The sequence below is a fragment of the Virgibacillus sp. NKC19-3 genome (assembly GCF_019837165.1).
GTDB lineage: Bacteria > Bacillota > Bacilli > Bacillales > Amphibacillaceae > Virgibacillus_L > Virgibacillus_L saliphilus.
Map to the genome: position 1 here is coordinate 208,036 of NZ_JAGYHC010000001.1, position 17,742 is coordinate 225,777.

General features: G+C 36.7%; 20 protein-coding genes. 10 read left to right on the forward strand and 10 right to left on the reverse strand.

Annotated elements, in window-relative coordinates; all coding sequences use genetic code 11:
• The first annotated feature begins 159 nt into the window (after positions 1-159).
• The 8 genes from KFZ56_RS01095 (at position 160) to rpsI (ending at position 6,384) form a co-directional block, all read left to right on the forward strand.
• Positions 160-1,104 (forward strand): DNA-directed RNA polymerase subunit alpha, encoded by a 945-nt coding sequence (locus KFZ56_RS01095; protein WP_222639534.1) that lies wholly within the window; start codon positions 160-162, stop codon positions 1,102-1,104.
• Positions 1,105-1,227: 123 nt separating this feature from the next.
• A complete protein-coding gene (gene rplQ / locus KFZ56_RS01100) occupies positions 1,228-1,581 on the forward strand; it encodes a 50S ribosomal protein L17 (RefSeq protein ID WP_222639537.1) in 354 nt (117 codons plus the stop codon).
• A 538-nt stretch (positions 1,582-2,119) separates the two neighbouring features.
• Complete coding sequence (locus tag KFZ56_RS01105; RefSeq protein WP_222639540.1) at positions 2,120-2,959, forward strand: energy-coupling factor ABC transporter ATP-binding protein; 840 nt, start codon at positions 2,120-2,122, stop codon at positions 2,957-2,959.
• Positions 2,935-3,804, forward strand: a complete 870-nt coding sequence (locus tag KFZ56_RS01110; protein ID WP_222639543.1) for an energy-coupling factor ABC transporter ATP-binding protein — start codon at positions 2,935-2,937, stop codon at positions 3,802-3,804. The genes KFZ56_RS01105 and KFZ56_RS01110 overlap by 25 nt, the downstream gene beginning before the upstream one ends.
• Entirely contained in the window at positions 3,801-4,604 is an 804-nt protein-coding gene (locus KFZ56_RS01115; RefSeq protein WP_222639545.1) for an energy-coupling factor transporter transmembrane component T family protein, read from the forward strand. The genes KFZ56_RS01110 and KFZ56_RS01115 overlap by 4 nt, the downstream gene beginning before the upstream one ends.
• Positions 4,605-4,619: 15 nt before the next feature.
• Positions 4,620-5,366, forward strand: a complete 747-nt coding sequence (truA, locus tag KFZ56_RS01120; RefSeq protein WP_222639548.1) for a tRNA pseudouridine(38-40) synthase TruA — start codon at positions 4,620-4,622, stop codon at positions 5,364-5,366.
• A gap of 169 nt (positions 5,367-5,535) precedes the next feature.
• Positions 5,536-5,973 (forward strand): 50S ribosomal protein L13, encoded by a 438-nt coding sequence (rplM, locus tag KFZ56_RS01125; protein WP_222639551.1) that lies wholly within the window; start codon positions 5,536-5,538, stop codon positions 5,971-5,973.
• An 18-nt stretch (positions 5,974-5,991) separates the two neighbouring features.
• Entirely contained in the window at positions 5,992-6,384 is a 393-nt protein-coding gene (gene rpsI, locus KFZ56_RS01130) for a 30S ribosomal protein S9 (RefSeq protein ID WP_222639554.1), read from the forward strand.
• Between the two features lie 68 nt (positions 6,385-6,452).
• On the opposite strand, the gene KFZ56_RS01135 is transcribed toward rpsI, so the two are convergent.
• The 4 genes from KFZ56_RS01135 to KFZ56_RS01150 form a co-directional block, all read right to left on the reverse strand.
• Positions 6,453-7,493, reverse strand: coding sequence for a tyrosine-type recombinase/integrase (locus KFZ56_RS01135; RefSeq protein ID WP_222639557.1), 1,041 nt, complete (start codon positions 7,491-7,493; stop codon positions 6,453-6,455).
• Between the two features lie 89 nt (positions 7,494-7,582).
• Positions 7,583-7,774: a helix-turn-helix domain-containing protein gene (locus KFZ56_RS01140; RefSeq protein WP_222639560.1), complete on the reverse strand. Its 192-nt coding sequence runs from the start codon at positions 7,772-7,774 to the stop codon at positions 7,583-7,585.
• A gap of 463 nt (positions 7,775-8,237) precedes the next feature.
• Positions 8,238-8,468: a helix-turn-helix domain-containing protein gene (locus tag KFZ56_RS01145; protein WP_222639563.1), complete on the reverse strand. Its 231-nt coding sequence runs from the start codon at positions 8,466-8,468 to the stop codon at positions 8,238-8,240.
• Positions 8,465-8,887, reverse strand: a complete 423-nt coding sequence (locus KFZ56_RS01150; RefSeq protein ID WP_222639566.1) for an RNA polymerase sigma factor — start codon at positions 8,885-8,887, stop codon at positions 8,465-8,467. Before KFZ56_RS01150 ends, KFZ56_RS01145 begins: the two co-directional genes overlap by 4 nt.
• A 592-nt stretch (positions 8,888-9,479) precedes the next feature.
• Between KFZ56_RS01150 and KFZ56_RS01155 the strand changes: the two genes are divergently transcribed.
• Complete coding sequence (locus KFZ56_RS01155) at positions 9,480-9,833, forward strand: helix-turn-helix domain-containing protein (protein WP_222639569.1); 354 nt, start codon at positions 9,480-9,482, stop codon at positions 9,831-9,833.
• A gap of 65 nt (positions 9,834-9,898) precedes the next feature.
• Here the strand turns inward: KFZ56_RS01155 and sigJ are convergent, their stop codons facing one another.
• The 5 genes from sigJ to KFZ56_RS01175 form a co-directional block, all read right to left on the reverse strand.
• Complete coding sequence (gene sigJ, locus KFZ56_RS01160) at positions 9,899-10,762, reverse strand: RNA polymerase sigma factor SigJ (protein WP_222639571.1); 864 nt, start codon at positions 10,760-10,762, stop codon at positions 9,899-9,901.
• 30 nt (positions 10,763-10,792) lie between these two features.
• Positions 10,793-11,191 carry an NAD(P)/FAD-dependent oxidoreductase gene (locus tag KFZ56_RS19400; protein ID WP_255584748.1) on the reverse strand — a complete coding sequence of 133 codons (399 nt, stop codon included), beginning with the start codon at positions 11,189-11,191 and terminating at the stop codon, positions 10,793-10,795.
• A gap of 47 nt (positions 11,192-11,238) precedes the next feature.
• Complete coding sequence (locus KFZ56_RS19405; protein ID WP_255584750.1) at positions 11,239-11,970, reverse strand: NAD(P)/FAD-dependent oxidoreductase; 732 nt, start codon at positions 11,968-11,970, stop codon at positions 11,239-11,241.
• A 121-nt stretch (positions 11,971-12,091) separates the two neighbouring features.
• Positions 12,092-13,231 carry an MFS transporter gene (locus tag KFZ56_RS01170; protein ID WP_222639573.1) on the reverse strand — a complete coding sequence of 380 codons (1,140 nt, stop codon included), beginning with the start codon at positions 13,229-13,231 and terminating at the stop codon, positions 12,092-12,094.
• 89 nt (positions 13,232-13,320) lie between these two features.
• Positions 13,321-13,749 (reverse strand): MarR family winged helix-turn-helix transcriptional regulator, encoded by a 429-nt coding sequence (locus tag KFZ56_RS01175; RefSeq protein WP_222639576.1) that lies wholly within the window; start codon positions 13,747-13,749, stop codon positions 13,321-13,323.
• Between the two features lie 302 nt (positions 13,750-14,051).
• On the opposite strand from KFZ56_RS01175, the gene KFZ56_RS01180 reads away from it, so the two are divergent.
• Complete coding sequence (locus tag KFZ56_RS01180) at positions 14,052-16,637, forward strand: TrlF family AAA-like ATPase (protein WP_222639579.1); 2,586 nt, start codon at positions 14,052-14,054, stop codon at positions 16,635-16,637.
• A 179-nt stretch (positions 16,638-16,816) separates the two neighbouring features.
• Here KFZ56_RS01180 and KFZ56_RS01185 read toward each other — a convergent pair whose 3' ends face one another.
• Entirely contained in the window at positions 16,817-17,728 is a 912-nt protein-coding gene (locus tag KFZ56_RS01185) for a conjugal transfer protein (protein ID WP_222639582.1), read from the reverse strand.
• Between the last annotated feature and the right edge of the window lie 14 nt (positions 17,729-17,742).

The window sequence follows — 17,742 nt, forward strand, 5'->3', positions numbered from 1 at the left end:
TAAACGTATAAGTTTTAAACCTTATACCGATAGCTTCCGATGACAACGATGTACGAAAAGTAAACGAATAGCGCAGACTAGGGCTGTCTATTTGGGGAATTTCGGTTAGGCAAGTCAAGTCTAGCCGGAGTTTCGACGTTTTAAAGGAGGGTTTTATTGATGATCGAAATTGAAAAACCAAAAATTGAAACCGTAGAAGTCAGCGAAGATGCTACATTTGGGAAATTTGTAGTCGAGCCGCTCGAACGTGGATATGGTGCCACTCTTGGAAACTCCTTGCGTCGTATTCTATTATCCTCACTTCCAGGTGCTGCTGTGACATCAGTTCAAATTGACGGAGCGCTACACGAATTTTCGACAATTGATGGTGTTGTTGAAGATGTGACAACAATAATTTTGAATCTGAAAAAACTAGCTCTAAAGATTTACTCTGACGCTGAGAAAACATTAGAGATCGATGTACAGGGAGAAGGAAAGGTTACAGCTGCAGACATCACCTATGATAGTGATGTGGAAATTCTAAATCCTGAATTACCTATTGCTACACTTAATAGCAAAGGCAACTTGCATATGAAGATAACTGCAGCACGCGGACGTGGCTACAGGCAATCGGAGCAAAATAAACATGATGAACAACCAATTGGGGTCGTTGCTATTGATTCTATTTTCACTCCAGTGTCACGTGTGTCGTATACCGTAGAAAATACGCGTATTGGGCAAGTTGCAGACTACGATAAATTAACGTTGAATGTATCGACGGATGGCAGTATCCGACCTGAAGAAGCAGTTTCGTTAGCGGCAAAAGTCTTTACAGAGCATCTTAATATTTTCGTAGGTTTAACAGACGAGGCGAAAAGCGCGGAAATCATGATTGAAAAAGAAGAAGATCAAAAAGAAAAAGTAATGGAAATGACAATTGAAGAACTTGATCTTTCTGTCAGATCTTATAATTGCCTGAAACGAGCTGGAATTAACACGGTTCAGGAACTTGCAAATAAATCAGAAGAAGACATGATGAAGGTCCGTAATTTAGGTCGTAAATCACTGGAAGAAGTAAAAGTAAAACTGGACGATCTTGGCCTGGGTTTACGTGATGACGACTAATTCATTTGACACCTTTAGAGATTTGAAAAAGGCTGGAGCTGGACATGGTTCTACGCAATTGTTCACTTAAACCTCGGATTTTAGCGATATAATCCGAAGCAACAGGAAAGGGAGGGATAGTCCATGGTAAGAAAGTTCGGTCGTACAACAGACACTCGTATGGCACTACTTCGCAACCTTGCATCTGATTTAATTATTCATGAGCGGCTTGAAATAACAGAAGCAAAAGCGAAAGAACTCAAATCGGTAGTAGAGAAAATGATTACACTTGGCAAACGTGGAGATCTTCATGCACGTCGTCAGGCTGCATCATTCTTATATAACCAGGAAGCAAACGAAAACGAAAATGTTATCCAAAAACTTTTCGATGATGTTGCCGCGCGTTACGAAGATCGACAAGGTGGATATACGCGTGTACTTAAACTAGGTGCTCGTCAAGGTGATGGAGCAAAAATGGCAATCATTGAACTAGTTTAATGTGCGTATGCGACAAGGGCGGGGCTAATCTCTTCAATGAGGTGAAACCAAGCCCTTTTTTTGTAGGATGCTCTTTTCATAGGTATTGTAGCTTTTCGGAGTTGATATAAACTGCGACGTAGTGTGCAATATTTGCCACCGTCCGGGATCGTTACGGGCAATCGCGGACCTTAGGGCACGGCCTCAGCCTCCTCGGAAGAAAACCGCTTCCTGCGGGGTCTTCGGACACGTGCTATTCCCGCAGGAGTCGATTGCCCTCCACTCACCCGGACTACTGACAGCATGAAACTGCTTCGTTAATAATACAGTAAACTCACTACCAGCGGAGGAAACACATGTAGACTCCTGCGGGAGCAAAGGCCTAGGTGAGACCTCGAAGTGCGTTAGCATGAGAGGGCTCACCAGCCGCCCGCGGAAAGCGAAATGTATTACCGGAGCGGGGGCATCATACTTCAAGTTACGTCGCAGTTTATATCGTGTGTGTCAAAAGCAACAAGGGTAGGAAAGGTTAAGCGGGAGTGCTGGAGGAGGAGCGCCGATGAGGGGAAGGTTAATAGAGTTCAGAAATGTGTCGTTTCGTTATGGAGACGACCAACCCTGGGTATTGAAGAATTGTTCATTTGATATATATGATAAAGAATGGGTTGCGATTATTGGCCATAACGGTTCTGGCAAATCGACGATTGCGAAACTGCTGAATGGGTTATTATTTCCCCAGGAGGGTGAAATCGTAATCAATGGTCAGACAGTAAACCAAGCATCTATTTGGGATATTCGCAGGGATGTGGGGATGGTTTTCCAGAATCCGGATAATCAATTTGTTGGAACTACCGTACAGGATGATGTGGCCTTTGGAATGGAAAATCGAGGTGTTATGCGAGAGGAAATGGTGCGGCGTATTGATGAAACATTAAGGGCAGTTGGAATGAATGACTACGTGCTAACTGAGCCGCATCGTCTTTCAGGTGGACAAAAGCAACGGGTGGCGATTGCAAGTGTATTAGCTATTTCCCCAAAAGTGCTAATTTTAGATGAGGCTACTGCTATGCTTGATCCACAAGGACGCAAGGAAATAATGGAGGCCGTTTCTGCTGTTCAGAAGCGAAACGATCTATCATTAATTACAATCACCCATGACTTGCGGGAGGTTGTCCAAGCTGAGCGAGTTATTGTGATGAACGATGGTGAAGTTTGGGACGAGGCTACACCACGTCAAATCTTCTCAAAACGAGAAGCCCTTCAAAAAATTGGGCTAGACGTTCCATTGGTGGCCATGTTAGCAGATGAACTTCAAACAGCAGGTGTCAAGCTAAGTAAAGAACCGTTAGATCATGAGGAATTGGTGGAGGATTTATGGACATTACATTCACAAACGTGAGCTACATCTATCAGCGTCAATCTCCGTTTGCCCATAAGGCGATTGATGATTTATCATTTCACATTCCCTCCGGTTCCTATGTTGCGATTATTGGCCACACGGGTTCCGGCAAGTCGACGATCATTCAGCATTTAAATGGCTTGATCCGCCCAAGTGAAGGGGAAGTCTCCGTTGGCGATTTTCATCTAACAAGTGAGCACAAACCCCGTAATATGAAAGAATTGCGAAGTCGCGTTGGCGTTGTTTTTCAATACCCCGAGCATCAGTTATTTGAAGAAACGGTGGAAAAAGATATAGCATTTGGTCCGGAAAACTTCGGTGTCTCCAAAGATGAAATTGCGAGGCGTATCAAAGAAATAACGCCCGCCGTTGGCCTTTCAGAGAAATTGCTTCAGCGATCTCCATTTGACTTGAGTGGTGGGCAAATGCGCAGAGTTGCTATTGCAGGTGTACTGGCGGTCAAACCGGATATTCTTGTACTTGATGAGCCCACGGCAGGACTGGATCCACGAGGGCAAAAGGAAATGATGGATATGTTTTATCAACTCCATCAGGAACAGGAATTAACAACGGTTCTTGTCACACACAGCATGGAAGATGCCTTACATTACGCAGACCATGTCATCATTTTAAATGAAGGTACGAAATATATGGAAGGAAGACCGGAGGACGTATTTACGCAAAAGGAAGTACTCCATCAGGTTCAACTTGATGTACCGGAGATCATCCAATTCTTACATTTATTTGAAGCAACATTTGGGGAAGAGATTGCCTTTAAAAAGCAATCGATAACCGAAATAGCACAATCGATTCAGCATGTTCTAAACGGGGAGGGCCCCTCATGAACAACGCCTTGATTATCGGTCAGTATGTTCCAGGTAACTCACTTATTCACCGGTTGGATCCGAGAACGAAAATGACAATTATCTTCTTTTTTGTCATTATTGTATTCTTTGCAAACAATATTTTAAGCTATGGGATCTTACTTGCCTTTGCCGCAAGCAGCGTGTTTACCTCCCGCGTCCCGATTCGCTTTATCATGAAAGGATTAACACCAGTTTGGTTCCTGATTATATTTACCTTTATACTGCACTTATTTGTTACGAATGAAGGAAAACTCCTTGTTGATCTTTTTATTGTTAAAATATATGCCGGTGGTGTTATCCAAGGGCTCGCTATTTCGCTCCGGTTTTTCCTGCTTATCGTAGTGACCTCTTTATTAACATTAACGACAACACCGATAGAGATTACGGACGCGATTGAGGATATGCTTCACCCCTTGAAAAAATTCAAATTTCCGGTGCATGAGCTTGCTTTGATGATGTCGATTTCCTTAAGGTTTATCCCCACACTTATGCAGGAGACGGATAAAATATCAAAAGCACAGGCCTCGCGTGGGGTAGATTTTCGAACAGGTCCTATTAAAGAGCGGGTGAAGGCTGTTGTGCCATTGCTAATTCCGCTGTTCGTCAGTGCATTTAAACGGGCGGAGGAATTGGCTATGGCCATGGAAGCGCGCGGTTATCAAGGTGGAGAAGGAAGAACGAAACTAAGGCAGTTGAAAGTGAAGAAACGGGATATAGGCGTCTACCTGTTATTTGCCTTTGTACTTATCATTTTATTTACTACAAGAAGTTACACGTAAGAAAGGCTGATCGGTATGCAAAAAGTAAAATGCATAATTACCTATGATGGATCCGGGTTTGCCGGCTTCCAGATTCAGCCTAAACAACGTACTGTGCAAGGGGAATTGGAAAAGGCATTAACCAAGATTCACAAGGGTTCCCATATACGTGTGCACCCCTCTGGAAGGACAGATACAGGTGTGCATGCGAAGCGTCAGACCATTCACTTTGAGACTTCCTATGACATTCCCGAGGTCAATTGGAAGCGTGCTATCAATACACTATTGCCTTCGGATCTCCATGTGCAGGAAGTAACGTTAGTACCTACTTCATTTCACGCACGCTATGATGTGGTGGAGAAAGAATATCGCTATTATATATGGAATGCAAAGGAACCGGATGTTTTTAAACGAAACTATTACTATCAGTTTCCCTATCATTTGGATATAGAAGCCATACAGAGGGCTTGCAGGCAGTTGGAGGGGGCGCATGATTTCACCGCGTTTTCCTCTGCCAAAGCCACGACAAAAGGAAGCAAGGAAAGAACGCTCTATCAGGTAACCTGTGAGAAGCATGGTAGTGAATTGGAATTTATTTTTCGCGGAAGCGGCTTTTTATATAATATGGTGCGGATTATCGTTGGCGTGTTACTCGACATCGGGCAAGGACGTCGTGAAACTGCGGATATTGCAGCGTTACTGGCTAGTAAAGATCGCCGACTTGTTGGTGAAACTATACCACCACAAGGCTTGTATTTATGGGATGTCAAATATGAAGAATAAAAAGATGGGTAATCGCGAATTTTTCTTGACAAACCCCAGTGTTATAGGGTAAGATGATCTATGGCAATTTATTTCTAAACCACGATTAGCCCCGGAATCTAATTGTGTTGAAATATACGAATAAAAAATTTGAAACGAACGAATGAATGAATTATGGAGGGAAATAATCATGGGCACAACTTTCATGGCGAATGAAGCGAATATCGAACGCAAATGGTTGGTTGTGGATGCTGAGGGCCAGCGTCTAGGACGCTTATCAAGTGAAGTGGCTAAGATTCTTCGCGGCAAGCATAAGGCAACCTACACACCACATGCGGATACTGGTGATCATGTTATCATCATTAACGCTGATAAAATTGAACTAACCGGAAATAAAATGACGGACAAAAAATATTACCGCCATACAGGTTATGCAGGTGGTATCAAAGAACGTAATGCAGAAGAGATGCGTACCAAATATCCTGAGCAGATGTTGGAGCGTGCTGTTAAAGGGATGCTTCCTAATGGTCCGCTAGGCCGTAAAATGGGCAAGAAACTGCATGTATTTAGAGGCGCTGAGCATAATCATCAAGCACAACAACCGCAGGACTATGAGCTTCGCGGATAACAAAAGGAGGTAACATAATTGGCACAAGTACAATATTACGGTACAGGCCGTCGTAAGAGATCAACTGCACGTGTACGCTTAGTACCAGGCACTGGAAATGTGAAAATCAATGGTCGTGATGCAAAAGACTATTTTCCATATGAAACGCAACTGCTTATTTTGAATCAGCCACTTGCGCTTACAGAAACGCAAGGAACTTATGACGTCTTAGTAAACGTTCATGGTGGAGGATTTACTGGACAGGCTGGAGCTATCCGTCACGGTGTTGCCCGTGCGCTTCTAGAGGCAGATCCGGATTATCGTACGCCTCTTAAAGCAGAAGGCTACCTGACTCGTGACCCACGTATGACTGAGCGTAAGAAATATGGACTTAAAGGTGCAAGACGTGCACCACAGTTCTCAAAGCGTTAATAGAAACATTGATATATCAACGTTGGCAACCAATTTGTGGTGCAAATTGGTGCAAATCAACGTTAATATTATAAAGTGTTTAAAAGGTTTAAGGCATCAGCATCTTGCTGGTGCTTTTTTTCTGGCATTAATTCCAAATAATAATTTTGTGTCGTATGAATATCAACATGTCCTAAACGCTTAGAAACATAAACAATGTCAATATCTTGTGAAAATAAAAATGACGCATGAGTATCCCGCAATCCATGAAAAGTTGTTTTTTCAATATCAAGTTCATTTAGTAATTCAGCCAATTGTTGAGATTGTTTGAATCCCCAAAAATTAAAGATATATCCATTATCTTTTACTTTTATTTTTTTCAAAACGTCGTATACGTCTTTATTTATGGATATATCACGTTTTGAATTTTTGGTTTTTAAAGAAGTATCATCAGAGGTAGGACTAATTGAGCCTCTCACTTTAATACCATATTCAAACAAATTTTCTGGTCGAATTGCAAGAAGTTCTCCTCTTCTCATCCCCGTTTCTAAAGCTACTAATACCAATGCATTAAATTCAACATTTGAATGTTCAATAACGTATTTACGCAACTTCTTTAAATCTGTAATAGATAGGGGTTTGTTTCTTTTTGGTGGTACTTCCCCGCGATCTTTTAAAAGATGTGCAAAATCATTAGTTATATACCCTCGAGCATAGGCATCACGTAAAGATGTTCTAATTTTGAGTATGACTTCATGTGTTGTTTTTCGGGAATGTGTCTCAGCATATTCATCAATTTTTTCTTGAACCAGAATATCATTTAAATCTTGTAATTCAATCTCTTTAAATAAATTTCTGATTATCGCAAGCGTTTTTTCGTAATTTTGAAATGTTGTCTCTCTAATGTCTTTTCTTTTAACGACATATAGCCAATTTTCAAAGAAATCTGCAAAGGTTGTTGTTCTTTGTGCAAGTTGTTTTCCATTTCCTTTAGCTAACTCGGTTTGTAAAGTCCATAATTTAGCATCTTTTCTTGTGTCGAAAGTTTTTGTGATTCTATCATATTTCCCATTTTTATAAAGGGAGACAACAGCTCGCCAAGACTTGCCTCTTTTTTGAATGCTAGCCATTTATCAATTTCCTTTCAGAAAGTTGATAGACAGCAAAATGAATACATGTTTATCTTATGATGGTTTTGCTAATCTATCAACAAATTAGTTTAGGTAATTGAATACTTTTTAACGAAAGATACTAATTCATCAATAATAAAACGTTCTTGCCTTCCGATCATGAACCGTTTTAAATCACTGTGTGATCGGATGTGTTTATCAAAGGACTTAGGATCGATTCCTAAAAAGTCAGCAGCTTGTTCTCGTGTTAATAAAAATGGATAATATAAGTTTTTCTGCATCAAATCACCTTCATTATGGTTTTTGTTAGCGATTTAGCGAACCTTCTAATTAATGATTTAATATAAAGCTAAAAATCAGATGGCTGCTGGTTACAGCTCCACGAGAATTTCACTCCTGCAAGTATTTCTTCCAGCCCTATTCATTGCTTGCGACGCTTTGCACGCTCGAACCATGACGATAGGGGAGTATCATTATCCAAACTGATGGGTCATCGCCAGTAATCCACCACGATTACATGAGACAAAGTATGTATCGCTCATTCCATTTTGGAAGTCTTGGCGTACTTGTCAAATAGCTAGCCATCAGTAAAATGTATCTGATTTTAGTATTATTCATTTGTCAAAGAACATTGGCTTATCAGCCTATCTAAATATACTGGAAACAGTATGCTTGGATAGAATGACAAACTTATAGTCAGGAAGCGTGTAACGCTCCAACACGCTTCCAAAGCTGGTAACGTGATTATTTGATTTCAAAGGATAAAATTTTAGTAATCAATCGGGTTTGTATTTTACCTCGCAGCACTTCATCCACGACCATGTATTGATTCCCATATTCATCCTTCATGGGACGGAGAGAGCGTTTTGTAATATATCCTCGATAGTGTTTGACAATGTAGTTAATTGCTTCTGTATCACCGTCCGTTGCCTGTACGATAAGAGAAAAGGGAACCGTAAGATAAGTTGTTTTCATTCGGCATGCTCCTTCATACATTTTTTAATAAAGGCTAGTCCACTGGTTCGGTGACGGTAAACTGTCGAACGATTGACTTTTAATAGTTCTGCAATTTCTGTGTCGCTCATATCCATAAAGTAATACAACAAAATGATGTTTCTTTTTTTATTTGTCAGATTCCTCAAGGCTTCACTTAACAAGTCATTTTCCACACCAATGATTAACCCATATAATGTGAACATTTGTAAATCAGTGGCATAGTGATCGACAGTAGAGAACTGATTGATAAGATAATCTCCTGTATCAGAGAAGGAAACTTCATGTTTTGAAATTCTTGATAGGTGTCTGAAATAATCTATACGTTCATCTTCCATCCCACGTTTACAAAGGTAATCAAATTGATTTTCTATCGTTGCTTGATAAGAAGATGGTTTCATTATTTTCACCCCCTTTCGTGTTATGAAAGGAAGTGAGCTATGCTCTTTTTTCTCCCTTTGTAGTAAGTCCCGATACGAAAGGGCGATTTGTTGCATTACTAGTAATAAAAATTTAAAAAAAGTTTTCAGGAAATAAAAAAACACATAAACAGATGATGATTCATTCTGTTTATGTGTTTTATTAATTCTCTCTATATGTCCTAAAAAACCACATTTAAGGTTATTTTTATCCAATGTAGGTGAATCATCTTTTTTGACAAGATTTCAAAAAGCAAATATTGCAGCTTAACAATATATTGCATGACGACTACCTCCTAACAGCCGTCATCTCATTGGAAAATGGAGATTCATACACCAGCTATCAATTCAGAACAAAAAGAGAGACGACAGCTATGTAAACCGTCGTCTGGGAAAAGGAGTATATTTTTAGGCATGAAGAAGGTACAGCCAGATAACAGTTTTTTTTATTGCTATCTGCCAGTAGCTTTTCTATGCAAATATTCACAATTTGAACTGATTAACCATATAATACGTTTTTCTATACCTGTTTGCCATTTAACAGGAACAGTAAAATGTATAGAGGTGGTTTATCATGCGTAAAAAAGAAGATAAATATGATTTTAAAAAATTTGGACTTGCCATAAAAGAAGCCCGCATAAAACAAAATTTAACTAGGGAACAGGTGGGATCATTGATAGAGATTGACCCACGTTATTTAACAAATATCGAGAACAAGGGACAGCACCCTAGCATACAGGTACTTTATGATCTTGTAACGTTACTTAATGTATCTGTAGATGAATTTTTTTTACCTGATATGAATACAGGTAAAAGCTCAAGACGTAGATTGGTAGAAAAACAGATGGACAATTTTACAGAAAAAGAGTTAATATTAATGGAATCTTTAGCAAATGGTATTAAGGAATCTAATGAGATGAAGGAATAATTGTTTCTTCATTTCATCAGATTTGTTTGAGATACTGTATTTTAGAAAAAGGAATGTATATCTTTTTATTTCGACAATAGCCTTAATTTATCTGGATTCCAAACAAAGTATAAGTTATGTGCTACATTGCTCTTAATGTACATTAGCATTACACCGATAATTCCTTTTTTTGAACGCATAACTAGTCCTATTTGTCCGTTTATGTTTGAGAGTTCGATATTTACTCCTCCTGCATAATTAGGAGCCTTACGAATTAACCCAAGAAGAAGCCGAGCCACTTGATGTGATGATTCAATAGGATAAAGAGCTGCAGGAGCTTTGCCACCACCGTCAGAAACTAAAGTGACATCTTCAGAAAGCATAGAGACGACATTATCAATATGACCTTGTTCCAAAGCTACTAGGAACTGCCGCACCCATTCTTCATTATCATTTTGAGCATTAATTGGCTCTTTAATGTCAATTCCCAACTTTCCTCTTGAGCGGCTAATTATCTTACGACAATTCTCTTCACTTTTATCAATTAACTCTGAAATGACAGCATATTCTAAGGAAAGAGCTTCACGAAGAACAAATACTGTACGTTCAATAGGAGATAACCTTTCAAGCAGTACAATTATGGCATATGATAACAATTCATCCTGAGCAACCGATTCAAACGCTTCATCTATTGAGGTAGGTATTGGTTCGGGAAGCCATTGTCCAAAATAATGTTCCCGCTTTTTACGTGCTGATTTAAGTAAATCCAAACAGCGATTTGTTACCATTTTGCACAAGTACGCTTTCGGTTCAACCAAACGTTCTTGCTTTATGTCATGCAATTTTAGAAATACATCCTGCACAACGTCCTCTGCATCAGCAGTAGACCCTGTTAGTTGATAAGCGAGCGTAAACAGTAGCCCTTTATACTGTCTGTATAATTCGTGCATCCTATCCCTCCTCTATTTCCATTTTATGGTTTATTTTAACATACTTGCTAAATTCCAGATTTTTTTTCGAATCCACCAACCTAACTTTCCTGTTAGAATAATATCTAACGCCCAATGACGTGTCCATACCAAGCCCTGTTTTGGACCCAAACCAAAACAGAAAAAGTCTATTACTCTTTTATGAGATGGTGCAGGTTTTCCTTCGATATCTGCTAACACAATCTTTCCCAATCTTCGTGCCTGAGCAGTCGCTTCCTTACACGTTTTACCGTCTATCCGTCCATTGGGTTCTATAATACGTGCACAGTCACCTATGCTATATATACCTGTAGTACCATAGACACGATAGCCTTCATCTACAACGACATCCCCCTCTGAAGTGAGTAGCATCCCAAAGTTTTGTAGTATAGGGTTAGGCAACAGTCCCAATGTCCAGATACATAGCCCGACATTTATTATTTCACCATTGGATAGGTTTAATTTCCCTGCTGTTTCTTGTAATACTTTTTTCCATGAACTAATGTTATACCGTTATTCGTAAGTAATTGCTCTAGTTTAAGACCGACCTTATCTGGTCCTTCTTGAAAAAGTCGTTGATGTGCATTTAGCAAGTATATTCTTACATCATTTGGGTCAAGACCCAATGCTTCTGCATCCGTACGAACGAAATGAGCCAATTCGGCAGATGTCTCGATACCGCTTATACCAGCTCCCGCAACAGCAATAGTCATTAATCGCCTACGCTCTGCTGGCACAGTTTCCTTAATAGCTTTCTTTAAATTTTCACTCCATATTTTTCGGATATTTTGTGCAGCGTCTACATCCGACAAAGGTATACCACCTTGTACGGGATCAGGTTCACATACAATACTGCCTGTAGCTAAGATGAGAATATCATAATGCATCAGATGTTCATCACCTGCCATATCTTGATACAGCACCCTTTGTTCGTTTGATTCGATTTGTGTCACGTTTGCTTGGATAAATTCAACATCAACAGGCAATAATTTTGTTAACGGAACTGTAATATCTTCATCACTAGCTGCAGGCTTAAAAAGAAGGACTTTGCGAAGATGATAAGGATTCTTATCAATTAGAATAAGTCTGATTCTTTTACCCATTCTCTTTTTAAAAGCTTTGCGAATTGATTTTACTGCATGAAGCCCCGCATATCCTCCACCAACAATAACACAAGTTAATGCTTTCATCTCAATCACTCCTTGTCTCTTATAAAAATAAAACGAAATAAGGTAGTGTTTTGTGACAAATGAATTGGAATCTCAAATGTTGCGTGAACAATCGTCTATATCTTTCAAAAAAGTGCCTTTACTATCTAGCTTGTAATTTAAAAGTTAATAACGCTGATACAAGATAGGCAATAGCACATAAAATACCAACAGCTATAAAGGAAAAAGCATTTAGAACTGTAATGCTAATGATACTTAAAACAGTTGCTCCAAAATACATAGCTGATGTATTTAAAGACATCACAGTGGTACGAATTTGATCATCTTGATTAGACATATAGGTATTGATAATATTTTGACCGAAAGCGTAAGAAAAAGACCAAAGAATATTTAGCACGATAGAAATATAAAGTAATTTGTCATTCATCGTTAGTAACAAGATGGAGAATAAAGAAATAACGGATACCATTAGTAACAAACGTTTCTTATTATGTGGTTTATCCATCACTTTGCCACTCACTATACTACCAAAAACACTTGCGATTCCTGCTATTAACAAGATTCCTCCAATATAGGAAGCCGACAAACCGTAATATTGATTATAATAAATACCTATGATAGAAAAAATAGCTTCTAGTCCGCCATAATACATAAATGAAATTAACAAAGTAAGTGTCACTGTACGATTAGAGAGTGCTTTCCCTATCATTTTTGCAATAGAACTGGAGCTGGTAGACTTAAATTGTGGAATGACAGTCCATGTGACAATAAACATAAGAATGCCAATCACACCAATTGCGAAAAATGGAACTCTCCAATTAAATATATCTGTGATAAAACCTGCGATGGGTATCCCGATAACTGTTGGTAGAATTAGAGCAGCTGTAACAGAACCCATTACTTTACCTCTTTTTTCGTATTCAATCACTTCTCCCACAATGGAATAAACAGTTGGCTGTATTAATGCCGCCCCTAAACCTGCTAAAATACGAAATCCAATCAACATAAATAAAGAATTGGAAAGTCCAGTCACAAAGGTAGCAATGGAAAAAATAACAATTCCAATTAAAAGTATTTTCTTTTTTCCAATTCGATCTGACATACTTCCAGTAATCAAACCAAAAACAGCATAAGATAAAGCATAGGATGTAAATAAAACCCCACTAATTTCCATATTAATATTTAAGCTCTCACTAATGGCTGGCAACATTGGTACTGTAACAATTAAATCAAAACCAACTAAGAAGGATAATACACATAAAGCAGTAATTATTTTTTTCATTTTTAAACTCCTTTTTAAATAATTAAATACCTAATAGTTAACCTATTAACTATTAGTGAAAATGAAACCCTATTCTTTAAAATAGGGGATTATAAACTATTCATCACAGATAATAACTGTACCTTTTCATCATTTTTTAATTTACCGAATACATCTTTCATTACTTCCTCGTAAATTGGCCAAGCTTTCGCTAAAACCTTTTTTCCTTTCTCTGTCATCGTTACCTTAATTCTTCTGCGATCATTTTCGTCAAAAGCTCTCTTGATATATTGCAGTTTTTCCAAAGCTCGTAACAAACCGCTAATATTAGATCGTGTAACTGTAAGTTCGTCGCTTAGTTCAGAAGGTAATGCTTCATAGTTTCTTTCTTCTAACATGTATAATAGACAGAGCCGACCTAAATTCAGATCAAATACTTTAATTCTTGAGTCTAATATTTTTGTCAGCTTATTTGTTTTTTGATGTAATGTAAGAAAGAGTTCAACCTCGATATCTGGATTATCGAGAGGATTTGTCATATGTTTTTTCATCTCCTTTCTGTTGGTGAATAAGTTTATTATAACAGCAAATAATTAACTGTCAAATAGTTAGGTGGTGAATCAAATTGAAGAATTATTGAAATTTAATTCTACAATCATTCATAAACAATAAAATGGAAGGAATTAAAATAAACTACAACTATTGAATTAAAACCAATATTACATATTGATAAAATTTTTAAGAGAACTATTTTAAAATAAATGGAAATAACTTATAACTTTGATTTCAAAATGGTATGATTAGAGTGTTAAAAAGATAATCAAAAAAGGGGTGTTAAATTATGTTTGAAAGGGGTACGGAATGGATTAGAGCTGACTTCCATCTTCATACTAGAGCAGATAAAGAGTTTTCATATTCTGGAGAAGGGGATAGATTTATTAGTGATTATATTGAAAAACTAAAAGAAGAAAAGATCAATTTGGGAGTTATAACAAATCACAATAAATTTGATTTATCTGAGTATAAAGCAATGAGAAAAAAAGCGAATAAAGAAGGAATAACAATTCTACCAGGAGTAGAATTATCAGTTAAAGAAGGTTCAAATGGTATTCATTGCTTAATTATTTTTAAACCTGAGGATTGGATTAACGGGAAAGGTGAAAATATAAATCAGTTTCTTGATGAAGTTTTTAAAAATATTGAGAATAGAGAACACGAAAATACGCGATGTAATGAAGATTTAGTTGGGACAGTTAAGTGTTTAGATTCTTATAATAAAGATTACTTCATTCTAATGGCTCATATTGAACAAAAAAGTGGTTTTTACGAAGAATGTAAGGGCGGGCTAATTGAAACCCTATCCAGAAATGAATGGTTTAAAGAAAAGGTTTTAGGTTTTCAAAAAGGAAGAACTAGGGATAAAATGAAGCAATTAGAGCAATGGATGGGTTATAAACTTCCGTACATAGAAGGATCTGATTGCAAAACAATAGATCAAATAGGAAAAGGGAAAAATTCCTTTATAAAAATTGGTGATGGCAGTTTTGATTCTGTTGTTCTCGCATTTAAAGACTCTAACAATCGAGTTTCCTTACAACCTAAAGAAGTTAGTCATGGATATATTAAGTCTATTGAATTTAAAGGTGGAAAAATGGATAACCAAAAAATAGACTTATCTCCTGAATTGAATAGCTTAATTGGAATTAGAGGGAGTGGAAAATCTAGTATTATTGAAGCAATAAGATATGCGTTAGATATCTTACCTTCCAAGTCTGATGAAGCGTATAAAAAAGAAGTAGTTAAAAATCTTTTGGAATCAGGGGGAGAAATATTACTTACACTTCAAGATAATTTTCAGAAACAGTATAAGATAAGAAGAATATGGGGAGAGTCTCACCATGTATTGGATGAAGATGAGCAAGAGGTTGGGGCTAAAGTTAATTCAGTTCTTCAGGCTCCGCTATATTTTGGACAAAAAGATTTGTCATCAATGGATAATGGGTTTGAACTAAACTTATTAAACAAGCTTGTTGGAGACAGGACGAGAGATTCTAAAGAAAAAATATATCAAATTGATGAAAAGTTGAGTAATAAGATTAGAGAATTATTTGATGCCAATGAAAAAATTAGTAATATAATTGAACTTAGGGAAAATTTACAAGATGTTCAACATAAAATTAAAATTTTTGAAGAAAAAGGCTTATCTAAAAAACTATCTAAGCAAGTTAGATTCCAAAAAGATAAAGTAGCAATTAATAATGTATATGAGACAGTTAAAGAGTTTATAAAAAACATAGGGAAATTGGTTAATTCAAAAGAACTTATAGAGCTAGACAAATTTAAAGAATTAAAGTCGGAAGAATCTGTTGAATTATTCAATAAGTTATCTAAAGAAACATCAAAAGTATTTAGTACAAAAAAAGAACTCGTAAAGATTAAAGAAACGCTTGATAAAAGTTCTAAAGAAATTGAAAGGTATCAAGAAGAAATTCAAAAAACTATAGAATCTCATGAGGAAGAGTTTGCTGAAATCAAAAGAGAAATCAATATACCCAATTTAGATCCTGATGACTTTGCTAAGTTAAAAGTCAAAGAGGAAAAGATAGATAAGAGCATTAAACAAGCATTAGATGAACAGGAAGGGAAAAGTAAAATAGAGACTGAGATTCGTTCTCTATCTGATCAAAGAAATCAAGCTTTGCTTGAAGAGTTTAATGCTTACAAAGAAGAAATTGATAAAATAAATTCAAGTCAAGCTTCGTTGGAACTCAGCATTGATTTTAAGGGTAATAAAGAATATTTCTTTGAAAAACTTAAGGAAATATTCAAAGGGACTAAAATTAATCAAGAAATATATAGAAAAATCAGTGAGAGCTTTTCAGATTTCACATCCCTCTTAATTGATGTTTTATTAGATAACTCTAAAGAAATATCCGAAATTATAACTGAAAATCAACTAACTAAAGTTAAAGAGAAAATCCGGGATAATTATGTTGAGTATTTAAAAATTGCGGTGCCTAATCAAATAGAAATAAAGTATCATGGTAAACCAATTGCAAAGCATTCTATTGGTCAAAGAGCTTCAGCTTTAGTGTTGTTTATTTTGTCTCAAAAAGAAAATAATTTAATAATGATTGATCAACCCGAGGATGATTTAGATAATCAGGTTATTTATAATGAAATAATTAAAGAAATAAAAGCAAGAAAATCAGATGTTCAGTTCATTTTTGCAACACACAATGCTAACATTCCTGTTTTAGGAGATTCTGAACAAGTGATAGCTGTTTCATATGACGAAAAAAAAATAAATATTGAAAAGGGTAGTATAGATAAAAAAGAAATTCAAAACAAAATTGTAGATATCATGGAGGGAGGACAAGAAGCTTTTAATAAAAGGACACAAATATATAATTTGTGGAAGAAGTAAATATTTTAATTATTCAATACAGAGTTATGATTAGGATCTCAATTATGATAATTCATAGTTATATAAGAAAAACAGCAGCTTTTTAAATAGTTGCTGTTTTTCTGATTCTATATACACAGCTAGTTGACAAACTCAATATAATTTATGCAACTTATAGTCTTAAATATTTATTATCATGTTTACTTTACAATCATCCAGTTTATCTCTTTTTCTAATATGATTTCATACTGTGAAAGTTGTGTAGCTTTTGTCGATTCATCTAAATACTTTACTGTAACCCATACTTTAATCTGATTATCCTGTTCTTGAAAAACTGGATTAATCAATTCTGAAAACGTATAGTTCTTCTCAATAACTGGTAAAGCATTGTTCTTCACATAATAGGTCAATTCTTGCTCTGTAGCGGTAGGGTATGAAGTAAAGAAGGTTTCTAAAAACGCTGTGACTTCTTCCGCTGTTTCAGCTTCCACCGTATCATCACTTTGCACCTGTTCTGGTGTGAAATCAGCTTTATTCGGGCTGTTCCACAAGGTAGGATTTTTCGTAATAACTAAGTTCCCTTGTTCATCTTGATGTAGTGTAATATGGTAAGTTGCGTTTGTTAAAGAGTTGTCTTTACCTTCTGTGATTTTTTGTTGTACAGAGTAAACCACTGAAAAAGTATTTTCCGTTTCTTTCGATACAGACCAGATATCTATATTTTGCACACTGGAACTTGTCGGAATATCCTCTCGAACCATTTCCGTATTTAAGGATTGCAATTCTTCTGTGAGATAGTCTGTCAGTTTTTCTGTTCGTTCTTCTAATTCTTCAGATTCATTTACCCATGTGTAATAGGCTTTTATAAAATTCTCTGTAAAACTTTCAATCGCTGTTGTGTCTACAATATGGCTTTCTACAATTTCTCTTTCATGAACTGTATGCTGATCAATGGCAGTAAAGTTTTTATAGATCCCAAAGGCAAGGCTGCTGATTAACAGAATCCACAAAAAAAGCACCGACTTTTTCCGTTTCCCAACCGTTTTTACTTTTCTCTTTTTTTCTTTCTTTGGCTTGATTTGTTTCTCTTTTTTACTAAAAGGTAATTTCATGTTTCTATCCCTCC